Source organism: Aquabacterium sp. J223 (assembly GCF_024666615.1).
Lineage (GTDB): Bacteria > Pseudomonadota > Gammaproteobacteria > Burkholderiales > Burkholderiaceae_C > J223.
In genome coordinates, this window is the sequence record NZ_CP088297.1 from 2,049,645 (window position 1) to 2,064,707 (window position 15,063).

Below are 15,063 nucleotides of genomic sequence, written 5' to 3' on the forward strand. Positions count from 1 at the left end.
CGCCCATGCCGCTTGCATCGCCCGGCAGCGCACCGCCCACGCCCTCGCATGCCCGCTGCTGAAGAACAACCCCGCAACGGCGACGTTGGCCGGCGGCTGGTCGGCTACTTCCGGCCCCAGGCCGGAACGCTGCTGGCCGCGGTGCTGGTCTTCGTGCTCGGGTCGGTCACCGAGCCGCTGATTCCGAAGCTGCTGCAGGTGGCGCTGGACCAGGGCTTCCTGGAGCAGCCGACCTTCCCGCTCTGGATGGTGCCGGTCAGCCTGATCGGCCTGTTCGTGCTGCGCGGGCTGCTCAGCTTCGTCGGCACCTACCTGCTCAACCGCGCCACCACGCGCGCGGTGCTGGCGCTGCGCGTCGATCTGGCGGCCGCCGTGCTGCGCGCCGACGCCAGCGTCTTCAGCCGCATGACGCCCGGCGTGATGGTGGCCAAGGTGATCAACGACCCAAACGTCGTGGCCGGCCAGATCGGCGGCGCCGCCGTCACCCTGCTGCGCGACGGCACCACCGCCATCGCGCTGCTGGCCTACCTGTTCTGGATGAACTGGCAGCTCACCGCGCTGTCGCTGGTGACGGTGCCGCTGCTGGCCTTCGGCGTGCGCCAGGTCCACCTGCGCATCAAGAAGGTGGGCACCGCGGCCTACCGCGCGCAGCTGCGGCTGACGCAGACGGTGGACGACCTGGCGCGGGCCTGGCGCGTCATCCGCACCTTCGACGCGGCGGAGTTCGAGCGCCGGCGCTTCGTCGAGCAGGGCCGCGAGGTGCAGCGTCAGACGCTGAAGGGGGCCGCGGCGGGGGCGATGATGACGCCGGTGTCGCAGCTGGTGGCCAGCATCGGCGTGGCCACCATCGTCACCCTGGCGATGTACCAGGCCCGGGTCGGCGGCGGCACGGTGGGTGCCTTCGCGGCCTACGTGGCCGCGCTGCTGCTGCTGGTCTCGCGCACCCGCCACCTGACCGATGTGTCGCAGCCCATCCTCAGCGCGCTGGTGGTGGCGCGCGGCTGCTTCGAGGTGCTCGACCTGCCGCCCGAGCCCGACACCGGCACCCGCCGCTTGGACCGCGCGCAGGGCCACATCCACCTGCAGGACGTGACCATCACCTACCCGGGCGCCGACCGGCCGGCGCTGGACCGGCTGACGCTGGACGTGCCGGCCGGCAGCACGGTGGCGCTGGTGGGCACCTCCGGCGCCGGCAAGTCGACCGTGGTCAACGCGCTGCTGGGCTTCGCGCTGCCCGACCACGGCCGCCTGACGCTGGACGGCATCGACCTGACCGACCTGCGCAAGTCCGACCTGCGCCGGCAGTTCGCCGTCGTCTCGCAGGACATCGTGCTGTTCGACGCCTCGGTGGCCGACAACGTGGTCTACGCCCAGCCCTTCGACGCCAAGCGGGTGGAGGACTGCCTGCGCGCCGCCGCCCTGTGGGACCACGTCGCCAGCCTGCCGGAGGGTGTCAACACGCCGATCGGCGTCAACGGCAGCCGCCTGTCCGGCGGCCAGCGCCAGCGCCTGGCCATCGCCCGCGCGCTGTACAAGGACGCGCCGGTGTGGATCCTCGACGAGGCCACCTCGGCGCTGGACACCGACTCGGAACGCGCCATCCAGCAGGCCCTCGACCAGTGGCACGGCCGCAAGACCATGGTCGTCATCGCCCACCGGCTGAGCACCATCCGCGGCGCCGACACCATCTGCGTGCTGGAGCAGGGCCGCGCCATCGAATGCGGCAGCCACGCCGAACTGATGGCGCGCGGCGGGCGCTATGCGGGCATGGTGGCCGCGCAGCACGCGGGCTGAGGCCGGACCGGTCCGCCCCACCCCCGACGCGATAATCCCGCGCTGTCGCTCGACGCCCACCGCATCCCTTGTCCGCCCCCTTGTCTTCCGCCGCCCGGCCGTCCATCAGCGGGTTCACCTTCCTGCGCAACGGGCTGAAGGGCGGCTTCCCCTTCGAGGCGTCCATCCGCTCGCTGCTGCCGCTGGTCGACGAGTTCGTCATCGCGGTGGGGCAGGGCGAGGACGGCACGCTGCAGCGGCTGCAGGCCATCGGCGACCCGAAGCTGCGGCTGCTGCCCACGGTGTGGAACGAGCGCATGCAGGAGCGCGGCTTCGTCTACGCCCAGCAGAAGATGATCGCCCAGTACGCCTGCACCGGCGACTGGGCCTTCTACCTCGAAGGCGACGAGGTGCTGCACGAGGCCGAGCTGCCCGCCATCCGCGCCGCGGTGGACCGCCACCACGGCGACGCCCGCGTCGAGGCGCTGGCCTTCGACTACTTCCACTTCTACGGCAGTCCGCAGTGGATCGCCGTCAGCCCGGCCTGGTACCGGCGCGAATGCCGGCTCATCCGCAACACCATCCGCAGCTACGCCCCCGACGGCCAGTACTGGGTGGTGATGGACCGCCACCGCCGCGGCCGCCCGCCGCGTGCGGCGCTGGCCGGCGCGCACGTCTACCACTACGGCCATGTCCGGCGGCTGCACTACCTGCAGGCCAAGATGGACCAGGTGAGCAAGTACTGGTCGCACGAGCCGCCGGCCATGCGCTACCAGATCGACCCGCAGGCGCTGCGCCGCTTCGAGGGCACCCACCCGGAGGTGGTCGCCGACTGGCTGCGCGACCACGCCGAGGCCGACTACACGCCCGACCCCAGCCATGTGCCGACGCGGCGCGAGCGCAAGCACCGCTGGTCGATGAAGCTGGAACGCTGGCTGGGCGTGGACCTGAGCCGCAAGCACTACGCATTGGTGGCATGACCAACGTCGCGTCCGACACCGCCGGCGGACCGAGCGCCGGGCCGCTCCCAAGCCGGCCCGCCCTCCCCTCGGGGGATCGGCCGGCGTACCCGACGACCGAGGGGCCGACATTCACGGTGGTCATTCCCGTGCTCGACCAGCTGGCCTACACCCGCCAGTGCGTCGAGAGCCTGCAGGCGGAGGGCGTGCCGCCCGAGGCCATCCTGGTCATCGACAACGGCAGCACCGACGACACGCCGCAGTGGCTGGCCCAACAGCCCCGGCTGCGCCGGCTGCGCAACCCGGTCAACCTGGGCTGCGGCGGCGCCTGGACCCAGGGCTGCGTGCTCAGCGACAGCGACTGGGTGGTGCTGCTCAACAACGACGTGCTGAGCGGGCCGCAGGCGATCCCGCGGCTGATCGAGGCGGCGGAGCGGCAGGGGCTGGACGTGGCCAGCCCGGCGCTGGTCGAGGGCCCGCTGGACTACGACTTCGCGGCGCACGCCCAGGCGTTCTGCGACCGGATGTCGGGGGTGGTGCGGCGCGGCTGGTTCCATGGCGTGTGCTTCGCGGTGCGGCGCAGCGTCTTCGAGCGCATCGGCTTTCCCGACACCGACCGCCGGCTCGGCGGCCGCGAGGACGTCGAGTTCCTGGTCCGCTGCCTGCGCGAAGGCGTCCCGGTCGGCACCGTGGGCGACGCGCTGTTCCACCACTTCGGCTCCATCACGCAGAAGGCGCTGAAGCTGGAGACCGGCCAGGCCGAGCTGGGCGACCGGCTGCACTTCTACCAGCGGGTCGGCATGGGCTGGTGGGCGCGCAAGCGCTTCAAGCGCGAGCGCTTGAGGAAGGCCCGGCAATGGGTGGCCGATGAACGCGGCACGCGAGGCTTCACGCTGCACATGCAGCGCCAGCAGGGCCGCTGGGTGGACGTGGAGCACCTGTGATGGCGGCACCGACCGCGGCGCCCGCCTGCCGCCAGTGCGGCGCCGCGCCTGTCGAGGACCTCGGCCCCATCCCCGACGCCGACCTGTTCGCCGGCCAGCCGCTGCAGCCGCCCTGGCCGGGCGGCCGGCTGCACCGCTGCGGCCGCTGCCAGCTCACCTTCCGCCACCCGGTGCGCGAGGAGGCCGAATACGAGCGCCTCTACGCCGCGGCGCCCGACACGGTGTGGGACGCCGGGGCGGCGCGGGTGGACCACCGGCTGGTCCGCCAGCGCATCGCCGAGGAGCCCCATGCGCGCAGCGTGCTTGACGTCGGCTGCTACGACGGCGCGCTGCTCGCCGGCCTGCCGCCCGGCCTGGAGCGCTTCGGCATCGAGGCGTCGCGCGCCGCCGCCCGGGCCGCCCGCCAGCGGGGGGTGACGGTGCTTGCGGAGCGCATCGGCGACATCCGGTCGATCGACCGCCGCTTCGACGTCGTCTGCGCCATCGACGTCATCGAGCACATGGTCTCGCCGAAGGACTTCCTGTCGCTGCTGTCCGGGCTGGTGGCACCGGGCGGGCTGCTGCTGGTCTCCACCGGCGACGCCGACGCCCCGGCCTGGCGCGCAGCGGGCGGGCGCTACTGGTACTGCAGCTTCCCGGAGCACCTGTCCTTCGTCTGCACGCGCTGGGCGCAGGCCGCGGCGCCGGCCTGCGCGCTGACGCTGGCCGGTGCCGCGCCCTTCGCCTACGAGGCGCTGGACCCGCGGGCGCTGCCGCGCCGCCGCCGGCGCTTCCAGCGCCAGCTGGCGTGGGCGCGATGGCGTGCGCGCCTGCGCCCGCTGCTCGGCGCCGGTGGGGCTGAGTTGCGGCCTGTGGGCCGCCCGGGCCTGTTCGACGACCATCTCCTGCTGGCCTTTCGGCCGGCGCCACGCTGAAAGCCGCCGTGTCCAGGCCCTCCATCCTGCCCACCGACCGCACGGTCTACGACACCGAACTGTTGAAGTCGCTGCTCGGCACGCGCCTGGCCCGGCAGCTGCAGGTGCTGTGCGTCATCGGTGCGCACCGCTTCGACGAGCTGCCGCTGATCGACCGCATCTTCCCGTCGCTGCGCCGCATCTACCTCTTCGAGCCCCAGCCCGCGCCGCTGCAGGTGCTGCGCGACCTGGCGGCGCGGGACGCGCGCATCACCGTCTTCCCGGTGGCGGTGTCGGACGCGGACGGCACGGCCCGCTTCCACGTCGCCAGCAACAGCGGCGAGTCGAGTTCGCTGCTCGCGCTCGGCTCGCACCGCGAGCTCTTCCCCGAGGTGACCATCGACCGCGTGGTCGAGGTGCCGACACGCCGCCTCGATTCGGTCCTCCGCGAGCACCAGCTGCCGGCGCCGGACCTGCTGCTGATCGACGTGCAGGGCGCCGAGCACCTGGTGCTGAAGTCGCTGCCGCCATCGCTGCTGCAGGGCGTCCGGCTCATCTACACCGAGGTCAGCACCGAGGCGGTCTACGAATCCGCGGGCCTGATGAAGGACGTCGAGGCGCTGCTGGTGCCGCGCTTCGTCAACGTCGGTTTCGCCGCCATCCGGCCCGGCGTGCCGGTGCACGGCAACGCCGTCTTCGTCGCGCAGGACGACGTGCCGGCCGTGGTGTCGCTGTCGCTGCCCGAGCGGTTGCGCCGGGCCTTCCACCGGCTGAGGCGGCGCCTGCGCGGGCGATGAGCCGCGCCGCGGCCGATGCGCCGCTGATCTCCATCGTCGTGCCCACCTTCCGCAGCGCCGCGGTGCTGGAGGGCGCGCTGTCGTCGCTGGCCACGCAGGACTGGCGCGGCTTCGAGGTGATCGTCAGCGACGGCGCGTCGGACGACGGCACGCTGGCCATCGCCGAGCGCTTCGCCGGGCGGCTGCCGGCGCTGCACATCGATTCGCGCCCCGACGGCGGCGTCTACGACGCCATCAACCGCGGCGTGCGGCGGTCGCGCGGACGCTGGTTCCTGGTGCTGGGCAGCGACGACCGGCTGCACGCGACGACGACGTTGTCGCGGGTGGCGGCCGAACTCCAGCGCGACGGCGGTGCGGTGTTCGTCTACGGCGATGTGAACATGCTGCACACCGACGGGCGGGTCGAGCGCTACGCCGGCCCGCTGACGCTCAAGCGCATGTTCACCCTGCCGCTGTGCCAGCAGTCGCTGTTCTACCGGCGGGATGTGTTCGACGCGCTCGGCGGCTTCGACCTGCGCTTCCGGCTCTACGCCGACTGGGACTTCAACCTGCGCGCGGCCTTCTCCGGCCCCACCCGCTGGATCGACCTGGTGGTCGCCGACTACGCCACCACCGGCATGAGCGGTTCGGCCTCGGACCCGGTGTTCCTGGAGGCGCTGCCGGGTTTCATCCGCGACCGCCTGGTCGAGCGCGCCGACGACCCGGCGTCGTGGCCGTTGCAGGACCACCTGCTGCGCTGTGCCAACCGCTACCGCCGCCAGCGCAGATGGGCCGAGGCCAGGGCCTATGTCCGCAGCTACTTCCACCTGCTGGCGCGCCGGCTGCCGGTGCGGGTCGGCGCACGCCGCCGGCCACGCTGATCGCCATGGCGACGCCGGCCGTCTCGTTGCTGGTGCTGGCCCATCGCCAGCGCCACCTGCTGGACCAGGCGGTGCAGGCGGCGTTCGCGCAGGAAGGCGGGCCGATCGAGGTCGTGCTGTCGGACGACGGCTCCGAGGACGGCAGCCATGCGCGCCTGCTCGAGCTGGCGGCGCAGTACCGCGGGCCCCATGCGGTGCGCGTGCGGCCCGCCGGTCCGCGGCTGGGCATCGGCGGCCACTACAACGCCCTCATGGCCTTCGCCAGCGGCGAGCTGCTGGTCACCGCCGCGGCGGACGACGTCTCGCGGCCGGACCGGGTGCGCCGGCTGGTCGAGGCCTGGCAGGCCGATGGCCGCCGCGCCGACCTCGTCGCCAGCCACCTGGTCGACATGGACGCGCAGGGCGGCCTGCACGGCGTCATCCGCGTCGACGACCTGTCACGCTGGCGCGGCGAGCGCGACTGGTGGCGGCAGCGCCCGCACGTCGTCGGCGCCGGCCATGCCTTCACCCGCCGCATGATGGAGCGCTTCGGTCCGCTGCGCGCCGACCTGGCCTACGAGGACCAGGCCATGGCCTTCCGGGCCTTGATGATGGGCGGCGGCCTGACGGTGGACGCGCCGCTGGTGCACTACCGCCGCGGCGGCGTCTCCGGCCGGCCCGCCGTCGACAGCGTCGAGGCGATGACGGCCTGGACCCGCGGTCGCCTCGACCGCTGGCGTGCCGAGGCGCTGCAGCTCATCGCCGATGCCGAACGGCTGGGCCTCGGCGACCGCATGCGGGCGGCGATGGACCCGGCGCTGCGTCGCGACCGCTACCTGCGGGTGCTGCTCGATCGCCCGCCCTGGCCGGTGCGCTGGCAGGCGCTGCGCGAGGCGTCGCCGCTGCCGCTGGGCTGGCGGCTGCGCAAGCTGCTGGCCGAAGCGGCGCCGTCGCTGGCGCTGCGCCTCAAGCGCCGGCGGCGGTGACGGTCGCGGGCGGGGACGGCGTGCGGTTCAGCACCGCCTCCAGTTCCGCGATGACCCGTTCCGGCGCCATGGTCTGCAGGCAGGCGCTGAGGCTGCCGCGGTGCTTGTCGCAGCCCTCGCCGTTGCAGGGCACGCAGGGTTGCGGCCCCTGCATCAGCACCACGTTGCCGCGCGGCTGCCGCAGCGCACGGGGCTGGTAGGGCTGCGCCGCCGGACCGTCCGCCGGCCAGGGGCCCCACAGCCGCGGGTCGATCGGCCCGTACACCGCCACCGTCGGCGTGCCGCAGCTGGCCGCCAGGTGCGTGATCGAGGTGTCCGGCCCGACGTAGGCGCGGGCACCGGAGAGCAGCGTGGTCAGCTGGCCCAGGCTGAGCCGGCCGGCACAGGGGATGACGTGCGGCGAGCCGGCCAGGGCCGCCACCTCGTCCACCACCGCCTTGTCGTTGCCGCCCGGCCCGCCGGTGAGCACCACCGCCAGCCCGCGCCGCACCATCGCCTGTGCCACCGCCGCGTAATGCGCCGGCGGCCACTGCTTGTAGGCCACCAGCGACGGCGGGTGCAGCACCACGTGGCCGCCACCCAGTCGTTGCAGCAGCTCGGGTGGCAGCGGCTGCGGCGCCGGCGGCGTCACCGACGTGCCGGCGCCGGCCAGCCGGTGGGACCAGGGCTCGAGCAGGCGCAGCTTGTCGAGCAGGATGTGCTGGGGGTCGTGCCCCAGTTCCACCGCATGCGCCAGCCCCGGCCGCTTCCACCAGTCCTGGCGCGACCTGGTGACCTGCCCCACGCGCGCCCGCGCCGCGATCAGGCCGTAGAGGTGCGCCCGGTCGGTGTGCTGCGCCACCAGCGCCAGGTCGTAGCGCCGCCACAGCCGCCGGATCAGCGGCCACGACTGCCGCCAGCCGCTGCCCTCACGCACCTCGATGCGGTGGTGCACGTCGGGGTTGCCTTCCAGCATGCCGAGGGTGCCGGCGAAACCGAGCACGTCGAGCTGGGCCGCCGGCCACAGCCGCTTGGCCTGGCGGATCAGCGGCGTGGTGAGCAGCACGTCGCCGATCTGGCGGGTGACGATGACCAGGACCCGGCGGGGGTCGGCCGGCGGTGGCGAGGGTGGGGTGGGCATGGTGGGCAGGGGTTCGCGATGCTAGCGGCACCTAGAATCCGCCTCATGCGCGACCCCCGGCCGCCCGCCCCCGAACCCCGGTCGCCCGTCCTGCTCTCGGTCATCGTCATCACCCGCAACGAGGCGCCGCGGCTGGGCCGCTGCCTGCAGTCGGTGGCGTTGGCCGACGAGGTGATCGTCGTCGATTCGGGCAGCACCGACGGCACCCCCGACATCGCCCGCGCGCACGGCGCCACCGTCGTCGAGACCACCGACTGGCCGGGCTTCGGTCCGCAGAAGCAGCGCGCCCTGGACGCCGCGCACGGCCGCTGGGTGCTCAGCCTGGACGCCGACGAATGGCTGGACGACGGGTTGGCCGAGGCGGTGCGACGGGTGGTGCAGGCGCCCGCCGACGGGGCCGGTCCCGCGGGCTACGAGTTGTCGCGGCTGTCCGCCTTCTGCGGCCAATGGATGCGCGCCAGCGGCTGGTACCCCGACCTCGTGCTGCGACTGGTCAGGCGCGACCGTGCCCGCTTCACCGCCGACCTCGTCCACGAGCGCCTGACCGTCGACGGGCCGGTCGAACGCCTGTCCGGCGGCGAACTGCTGCACGACACCATGGCCAGCCTCGAAGACGCCATCGACAAGATGAACCGCTACTCCAGCGGCCGCGCGCGCGACCTCGCGGCACGAGGGCGCCAGGGCGGGCTGGGCCGCGCGGTGGCCCATGGCCTCTGGGCCTTCCTGCGCACCTTCGTGCTGCGGCGCGGCTTCCGCGACGGCCGCCTCGGCTTCGTGCTGGCGGTGCACAACGCCGAGACGACCTACTACCGCTACCTGAAGCTGTGGCTGGGCGAGGGCGACCGCCTGCCGCCGGTGCCGCCGGCCGTGGAGCGCCGATGAACCCGCCGCGGCTGCTCGTCGTCTCGCCCAACTGGATCGGCGATGCCGTGATGGCGCAGCCGCTGCTGCAGCTGCTGCGCCGGCAGATGCCGCAGGCCCGCATCGACGTGCTGGCGCCGCCCTGGGTGGCGCCGGTGTGGCGCGCCGCGGAGGAGGTGGCCGAAGTGGTCGAGGCCCACCTCGGCCACGGCCGCCTGCAGTGGCGCGAGCGTCGGGCGCTGGCGCGGCGGCTGCGCGGGCGCGGGTACGACGCCGCCTACGTGCTGCCCAATTCGCTGAAGTCGGCGCTGGTGCCGTTCCTGGCCGGCATCCCGCGGCGCATCGGCTACCGCGGGGAATGGCGCTATGGGCTGGTCAACGTCGTCCACCACGACGACCCGAAGGCCCCGCGGCCGATGGCCGAGTTCTACACCGCGCTGGCGGACGCACCGGTGCGCCGGCTGCCGGCGCAGCGGTTGCCCGAACCGCGCCTCAAGGTCGACCTCGCCAAGCTGCCCGCGCTGTGCGCGGCGCACGGCATCGCCGTCGACCGGCCGTGGGTGGCCTTCGCGCCGGGGGCCGAGTTCGGCCCGGCCAAGCGCTGGCCGCCGGAGCACTTCGCCGCGCTGGCGCAGCGGGCGCAGCGCGAGCGGCCCGGCCTGCAGGTGCTGCTGCTCGGCTCGCCCAAGGACCGCGCGACGGCCGACGAGATCGTGGCGCTGGCGCCGCAGGCGCTCAACCTGGCCGGCGCCACCACGCTGGACGACGCGCTGCTGTTCATCGCCGGCGCGCAGGCGGTGGCCAGCAACGACTCCGGCCTGATGCACGTGGCCGCGGCGCTCGGCCGGCCGCTGGTGGCCTTCTACGGGCCCACCGACCCGCGGCACACGCCGCCGGCGTCGCCACGGGCGCAGGTGCTGTGGCTTCACCTGCCGTGCGCGCCCTGCCAACAGCGGGTGTGCCCGCTGGGCCACCACGACTGCCTGCGCACGCTGGGCGTCGACATGGCCTGGGAACGCTTCTGGCCGCTGCTGCAGGACCCCGCCGCCCGCGCGGCCTGAGCTGCACTCTCCCCATGAGCGTCGCGACCGACCCGTCCCTGTTGCCCGTCGCCGCGGCGGTGATCGCGCTGCACGACGCGCGGCTGTCGCGTCCCGGCTGGCCGGCCGGGGAGGACGAAGCGGGCGAGGACGGCGTCTGGCACTGGATCGCCCTGAACCACCGGCACAACGCGCTGCTGTGGGACGAGGAAGACCTGTCGCGCCGCACCACCGTCGACGACCGGGAGATCGCCGCCAACAAGCGCGCCATCGACCGCCACAACCAGGCGCGCAACGACGCCACCGAGCGGGTGGACGAATGGCTGCTGCTGGCGCTGGGCCTGGTCGACGCGGCCTCGGCGCGCAGCGATGCGCCGACGGCCCGCCTGCCGCCCGGTGCCCGGCTGAACAGCGAGACCGCGGGCAGCATCGTCGACCGCCTTTCCATCCTGGCGCTGAAGTGCCGGGCGATGCGCCGGCAGTGCGAACGCGGCGATGTCGACGAGGCGCACCGCCGGCTCAGCCGCACGCGCCTGGCCCGGCTGGAGGAGCAGCGCGCCGACCTCGGCGGCTGCTTCGACGAACTGCTCGCCGACTGCCGTGCCGGCCGCGCCGGCTTCAAGGTCTACCGGCAGTTCAAGATGTACAACGACCCGGCGTTCAACCCGGTGCTGGCGGCTGAGCGGCCCCGGACATGAAGCTGTTGCTGGTCAAGACCAGCTCGATGGGCGACGTGGTGCACGCGCTGCCGGTGGTCGCCGACCTTCACGTGGCGCGGCCGGGCGTCGAGGTGCACTGGCTGGTGGAAGCGCCCTTCGCGCCCATCGTGCGGCTGCACCCTGGCGTCGCCCGGGTGCACCCCTGGCCTGGCGGCAGTGGCGCCGCACGCTGCACCAGCGCGCCACCTGGCAGGCCATGGCCGCGCTGCGGCGGGACCTGCAGGCCCAGCGCTTCGACCTGGCGATCGACCTGCAGGGGCTGGTGAAGAGCGCGCTGTGGGCGCGGCAGGCCGGCGCGCCGGTGGGCGGCTTCGACCGCGCCAGCGTGCGCGAGCCGCTGGCCGCGCTGGCCTACCGCCACACCGCGGCCGTGCCGCAGCGGCTGCGGTCGGTGGCGCGCTACCGAGCCCTGACGGCGGCGCTGGTCGGGTACCCGGTGCCCGCCGGGCCGCCGCGCTTCGGCCTGCAGCCGCCCGCGCCGACGGCGGCGCCTGACCGGCCCTACGCCGTGCTGATGCCCGCCTCCAGCCGCCCGCAGGCGCTGTGGCCGATGGACGGCTGGATCGCGGTGGCGCGCTGGCTGTCGTCCCAGGGCGTGCAGCCGTGGGTGTTCTGGGGCAACGCGGCCGAGCGCGAGATGGCCGAGCGGCTGGTCGCCGCCTGCAACGGCCTGCTGCCGCCGCTGCAGCCGCTGGACCGGGTGGCGGCCACGCTGGCCGGCGCGCGCCTGGTGGTCTCGCTGGACACCGGGCTGGCCCACCTGGCGGTGGCGCTGGGCCGGCCGACGGTGGGCATCTACGGCGACCAGCACGTCTGGAAGAACGGCCTGACCGGCGAGGGCCCGACGATCAGCCTCGGCGGCAAAGGCCAGCCGCCGACGGTGGAGGCGGTGATGGCCGCGGTGCAGGACCTGTGGCGGCGCGGTGACGTGGCCTCAGGCGGCGTCGAGCCAGGTGCGGCGGAAGTAGTCGACCGTCTCGCGTAGTCCGTCGTCCAGCCCCACCCTGGGTGCCCAGTTCAACTCTGCGCGGGCGAGCGTGATGTCCGGTCGCCGCTGCCGCGGGTCGTCCTGCGGCAGGGGGTGGAAGGCGATGCGCGAGCGGCCGCCGACCAGGTTCAGCACCTTCTCGGCCAGTTCGAGCATGGTGAACTCGCCGGGGTTGCCCAGGTTCACCGGGCCGGTTAAGCCGTCGGGCGAGTCCATCAGCGCCAGCAGGCCGCCGATCAGGTCGTCGACGTAGCAGAAGCTGCGCGTCTGCCGGCCGTCGCCGTAGATGGTGATGTCCTCGCCCTTCAGCGCCTGCATGATGAAGTTGCTCACCACCCGGCCGTCGTCGGGCTGCATGCGCGGGCCGTAGGTGTTGAAGATGCGCGCCACCTTCACGTCCAGCCGGTGCTGGCGGTGGTAGTCGAAGAACAGCGTCTCGGCGCAGCGCTTGCCCTCGTCGTAGCAGGAGCGCAGGCCGATCGGGTTGACGCGACCCCAGTAGGCCTCGGTCTGCGGGTGCTGCTCGGGGTCGCCGTAGACCTCGCTGGTCGACGCCTGCAGGATGCGCGCCTTCACCCGCTTGGCCAGGCCGAGCATGTTGATGGCGCCGTGCACGCTGGTCTTGGTGGTCTGCACCGGGTCGTGCTGGTAGTGCACCGGGCTGGCCGGGCAGGCCAGGTTGAAGATGCGGTCGACCTCCACGTACAGCGGGAAGGTCACGTCGTGCCGCATCAGCTCGAAGTTGGACCGCCGCAGCAGGTGGGCCACGTTGCGCCGGCTGCCGGTGAAGAAGTTGTCGACGCACAGCACGTCGTGGCCGGCGTCGACGAGGCGGTCGCACAGGTGCGAGCCGAGGAAGCCGGCGCCGCCGGTGACCAGGAGCCGTTCGATCATGGGAGCCCCTCGGTCGTCGAGTACGCCGACCGATCCCCCGAGGGGATCGCGGGCCGGCTTGGGAGCGGCCCGGCGCTCGGCCCGCGCCAGTGCATCGACACATCGGTGTTCATCACACGCCGATGGCAAATGGCGCGCCGTCTTCTCGCTATTGCTCCTCGACCCGCTGCGGCGGGTAGCTGTCCCAGCTCAGGCAGCCGGGGCACTGCCAGAAGTGGTGCTGTGCCTCGAAGCCGCAGGCGGCGCAGCGGTAGCGCTGCAGCGGCCGGGCGGCGCGCGTCACCGCCTGCTTGAGGCCGACCACGGCGCCTTCGGCCCAGTCCTGCGGCGGCTCGGCCAGCAGTTCGGCCGCGGCGCCCAGCGTCGGGTGCTGCTGCAGGTGGACGGCCAGGCGCTGGCGGCGCTCGGCCGGGGCCGGGTCGAGCAGCGCGATCGCCCGCAGCAGGTCGGTCGACGGCTGCTCCTGGTAGGCCTGCTGTAGCGTCTGCCGCGCCGCGTCGACCTGGTCGGCCGCCAGGGCCGCGCGCGCATGGTCCTGCGCCACCAGCGCGAAGGCATGGGGGGCGCGGCGCCGCAGTTCGTTCCAGGCCCGCAGCGCCTCGGCGTGCCGGCCGGCGGCGAAGGCCCGCTGGCCGGTCTGCAGCCAGGGGCGGGGCGCCGCGGGGGCGATCTCGCGTGCCTTGGCCAGCGCCGCCTCGGCCTCGTCGGCACGGCCCTGGTCATCGGCCTGCAGCGCCATCTCGCAGTGGTGGTGCGCGATGCGCTGCGCGAACGAACCGGTGCCGCTGCGTTCCAGCCGTGCCGCCACGTCGGCCGCCGCATGCCAGTCGCGGGCGCGCTCGTGCAGCCCGAGCAGCGCCAGCCGGGCTTCGGTCTCGAAGGGCGTGCCGTCCAGCGATTCGAAGGCCGCCTGCGCCCGGTCGAAGAGGCCGGCCTTCATGAAGTCCTGCGCCAGCGCGTACTGCGCGCGCTGTCGCTCGGCGGCGCCCAGGTCGGCGCGCTGCAGCAGGTGCTCGTGCACACGCACCGCGCGTTCGAACTCGCCGCGACGGCGGAAGAGGTTGCCGAGCGCGAAGTGCAGGTCGGAGCTGCCGGGGTCGTGCTGCACCGCCTCGATGAAGGCGTCGATGGCCTTGTCCTGCTGCTCGTTGAGCAGCAGGTTCAGCCCCTTGAAGTAGGCGCGCGGCGATTCCTGCTGCTCGCGCTTCCACTGGCGGATGTCCAGGCGCGAGGCCAGCCAGCCGAGGCCGAAGGCCACCGGCAGGCCCCACAGCAGCCACTGAAGATCGAAATCCACCGGTCAGAGCCCGTCGCGCGGCGGGTGCGGCAGCTCGGGCCCGAAGTCGGACGGCGCGGCGCTGTTGGCGGCCGCCGGCACGGCCTTGCCGGGCGGCAGCTCCACCGGCGTGTGGCGACGCGCGACGCGCCGGTGCCGCCACCAGCTGGGCACCATGGCGAGCACGCCGAAGGCGCAACCGGCGCCGAACGCGACCAGCACGATGATCACCATCGGCGCACGCCATTCGTAACCGAAGAACCAGCTCACCGCCGCCGGCTGCTGGTTGTTCAGCGCGAAGGCGAACAGGGCGAAGAAGATGAAGGCCCGGAAGAGCCAGACGAAGAAGCGCATGGGAGGGTGGGGCCGCGCCATTCTAGAGGTGGCCCTGCGGCGTGGCGGGCATGAAAAAGCGGCCGCATGGGCGGCCGCTGGAAGGGTGTCGGAGGGCGCGGTGACGTCAGGCCGCCACCGCCGTGTCGTCGGCTTCGGGGGGCCGGCTGGTCCACCGGCGGGTCGGCCGGCACCCGGGCGTCCACCTCTTCGCGCAGCGCCTTGCCGGGCTTGAAGTGGGGCACGAGCTTCTCCGGGATCACCACCTGGTGGCCCGAGCGCGGGTTGCGGCCCACGCGTGGCGGCCGCCGGTTGATCGAGAAGCTGCCGAAGCCGCGGATCTCGATGCGGTGGCCGCGCGCCAGCGCGTCCGACATCGCGTCCAGGATGGTCTTGACCGCGAACTCGGTGTCGCGGTGCGTGAGCTGGCCGAAGCGCTCGGCCAGCTTGTCCACCAGATCGGAGCGGGTCATGAGCGACGCCTAGAACACAGAGCAACGAACAGCGCTCCATCCCCGGGGGGACAGACCGCCGCAGGCGGTCAGGGGAGCGCGGTGCTGACCGAGGGGCCCGACGCGATCCGGGGCTCCCGGTCGCGTTGGGTGGCCCCCTCGGGGGGCGGCCGCTAGGCGGCCGGGGGC

Annotated in this window: 16 protein-coding genes and 1 pseudogene; 12 read left to right on the plus strand and 5 right to left on the minus strand. The window is 73.7% G+C overall.

The genetic code is table 11. The features are described 5' to 3' along the window. Positions 1 to 48 precede the first annotated feature (48 nt). The 7 genes from LRS07_RS09890 to LRS07_RS09920 all read left to right on the plus strand — a co-directional run bounded on the left by LRS07_RS09890 (position 49) and on the right by LRS07_RS09920 (position 7,191). Positions 49 to 1,794 carry an ATP-binding cassette domain-containing protein gene (locus LRS07_RS09890; protein ID WP_260501750.1) on the plus strand — a complete coding sequence of 582 codons (1,746 nt, stop codon included), beginning with the start codon at positions 49 to 51 and terminating at the stop codon, positions 1,792 to 1,794. A gap of 68 nt (positions 1,795 to 1,862) precedes the next feature. Then, positions 1,863 to 2,753, plus strand: a complete 891-nt coding sequence (locus LRS07_RS09895; protein ID WP_260501751.1) for a glycosyltransferase family protein — start codon at positions 1,863 to 1,865, stop codon at positions 2,751 to 2,753. Between the two features lie 116 nt (positions 2,754 to 2,869). After that, a complete protein-coding gene (locus tag LRS07_RS09900; RefSeq protein WP_260501752.1) occupies positions 2,870 to 3,676 on the plus strand; it encodes a glycosyltransferase family 2 protein in 807 nt (268 codons plus the stop codon). Next, complete coding sequence (locus LRS07_RS09905) at positions 3,676 to 4,590, plus strand: class I SAM-dependent methyltransferase (protein WP_260501753.1); 915 nt, start codon at positions 3,676 to 3,678, stop codon at positions 4,588 to 4,590. Before LRS07_RS09900 ends, LRS07_RS09905 begins: the two co-directional genes overlap by 1 nt. A gap of 8 nt (positions 4,591 to 4,598) precedes the next feature. Beyond that, a complete protein-coding gene (locus tag LRS07_RS09910; RefSeq protein ID WP_260501754.1) occupies positions 4,599 to 5,366 on the plus strand; it encodes an FkbM family methyltransferase in 768 nt (255 codons plus the stop codon). After that, positions 5,363 to 6,226, plus strand: coding sequence for a glycosyltransferase family 2 protein (locus LRS07_RS09915; RefSeq protein ID WP_260501755.1), 864 nt, complete (start codon positions 5,363 to 5,365; stop codon positions 6,224 to 6,226). The genes LRS07_RS09910 and LRS07_RS09915 overlap by 4 nt, the downstream gene beginning before the upstream one ends. Before the next feature lie 5 nt (positions 6,227 to 6,231). Next, positions 6,232 to 7,191, plus strand: a complete 960-nt coding sequence (locus LRS07_RS09920; RefSeq protein WP_260501756.1) for a glycosyltransferase family 2 protein — start codon at positions 6,232 to 6,234, stop codon at positions 7,189 to 7,191. On the opposite strand, the gene LRS07_RS09925 is transcribed toward LRS07_RS09920, so the two are convergent. Beyond that, positions 7,172 to 8,311: a glycosyltransferase family 9 protein gene (locus LRS07_RS09925; RefSeq protein ID WP_260501757.1), complete on the minus strand. Its 1,140-nt coding sequence runs from the start codon at positions 8,309 to 8,311 to the stop codon at positions 7,172 to 7,174. The two genes, LRS07_RS09920 and LRS07_RS09925, sit on opposite strands and share 20 nt — an antisense overlap. Before the next feature lie 45 nt (positions 8,312 to 8,356). Here LRS07_RS09925 and LRS07_RS09930 point away from each other — a divergent pair, with 45 nt between their 5' ends. The 5 genes from LRS07_RS09930 to waaC are packed head-to-tail and all read left to right on the plus strand — an operon-like array spanning position 8,357 to position 11,916. Further along, positions 8,357 to 9,193, plus strand: coding sequence for a glycosyltransferase family 2 protein (locus LRS07_RS09930; RefSeq protein ID WP_260501758.1), 837 nt, complete (start codon positions 8,357 to 8,359; stop codon positions 9,191 to 9,193). Further along, on the plus strand, positions 9,190 to 10,233 hold the full coding sequence (gene waaF / locus LRS07_RS09935) for a lipopolysaccharide heptosyltransferase II (RefSeq protein WP_260501759.1): 1,044 nt from the start codon (positions 9,190 to 9,192) through the stop codon (positions 10,231 to 10,233). The genes LRS07_RS09930 and waaF overlap by 4 nt, the downstream gene beginning before the upstream one ends. A gap of 14 nt (positions 10,234 to 10,247) precedes the next feature. Beyond that, a complete protein-coding gene (locus LRS07_RS09940) occupies positions 10,248 to 10,910 on the plus strand; it encodes a DUF4254 domain-containing protein (protein WP_260501760.1) in 663 nt (220 codons plus the stop codon). Beyond that, on the plus strand, positions 10,907 to 11,197 hold the full coding sequence (locus tag LRS07_RS09945) for a hypothetical protein (RefSeq protein ID WP_260501761.1): 291 nt from the start codon (positions 10,907 to 10,909) through the stop codon (positions 11,195 to 11,197). The genes LRS07_RS09940 and LRS07_RS09945 overlap by 4 nt, the downstream gene beginning before the upstream one ends. Beyond that, positions 11,128 to 11,916, plus strand: a complete 789-nt coding sequence (gene waaC / locus LRS07_RS09950; protein WP_260501762.1) for a lipopolysaccharide heptosyltransferase I — start codon at positions 11,128 to 11,130, stop codon at positions 11,914 to 11,916. Before LRS07_RS09945 ends, waaC begins: the two co-directional genes overlap by 70 nt. On the opposite strand, the gene LRS07_RS09955 is transcribed toward waaC, so the two are convergent. The 4 genes and pseudogenes from LRS07_RS09955 to LRS07_RS09970 form a co-directional block, all read right to left on the minus strand. Beyond that, the gene (locus LRS07_RS09955; protein WP_260501763.1) at positions 11,866 to 12,813 is read right to left on the minus strand and encodes a UDP-glucuronic acid decarboxylase family protein; all 948 of its coding nucleotides are present in this window, start codon (positions 12,811 to 12,813) and stop codon (positions 11,866 to 11,868) included. The genes waaC and LRS07_RS09955 overlap by 51 nt on opposite strands. A 148-nt stretch (positions 12,814 to 12,961) precedes the next feature. Further along, positions 12,962 to 14,110, minus strand: coding sequence for a lipopolysaccharide assembly protein LapB (gene lapB / locus LRS07_RS09960; protein WP_260501764.1), 1,149 nt, complete (start codon positions 14,108 to 14,110; stop codon positions 12,962 to 12,964). 3 nt (positions 14,111 to 14,113) lie between these two features. Continuing rightward, positions 14,114 to 14,443, minus strand: coding sequence for a LapA family protein (locus tag LRS07_RS09965; protein WP_260501765.1), 330 nt, complete (start codon positions 14,441 to 14,443; stop codon positions 14,114 to 14,116). Between the two features lie 172 nt (positions 14,444 to 14,615). Continuing rightward, a pseudogene (locus LRS07_RS09970) lies at positions 14,616 to 14,895 on the minus strand (integration host factor subunit beta); the annotation flags it as partial. Positions 14,896 to 15,063 lie beyond the last annotated feature (168 nt).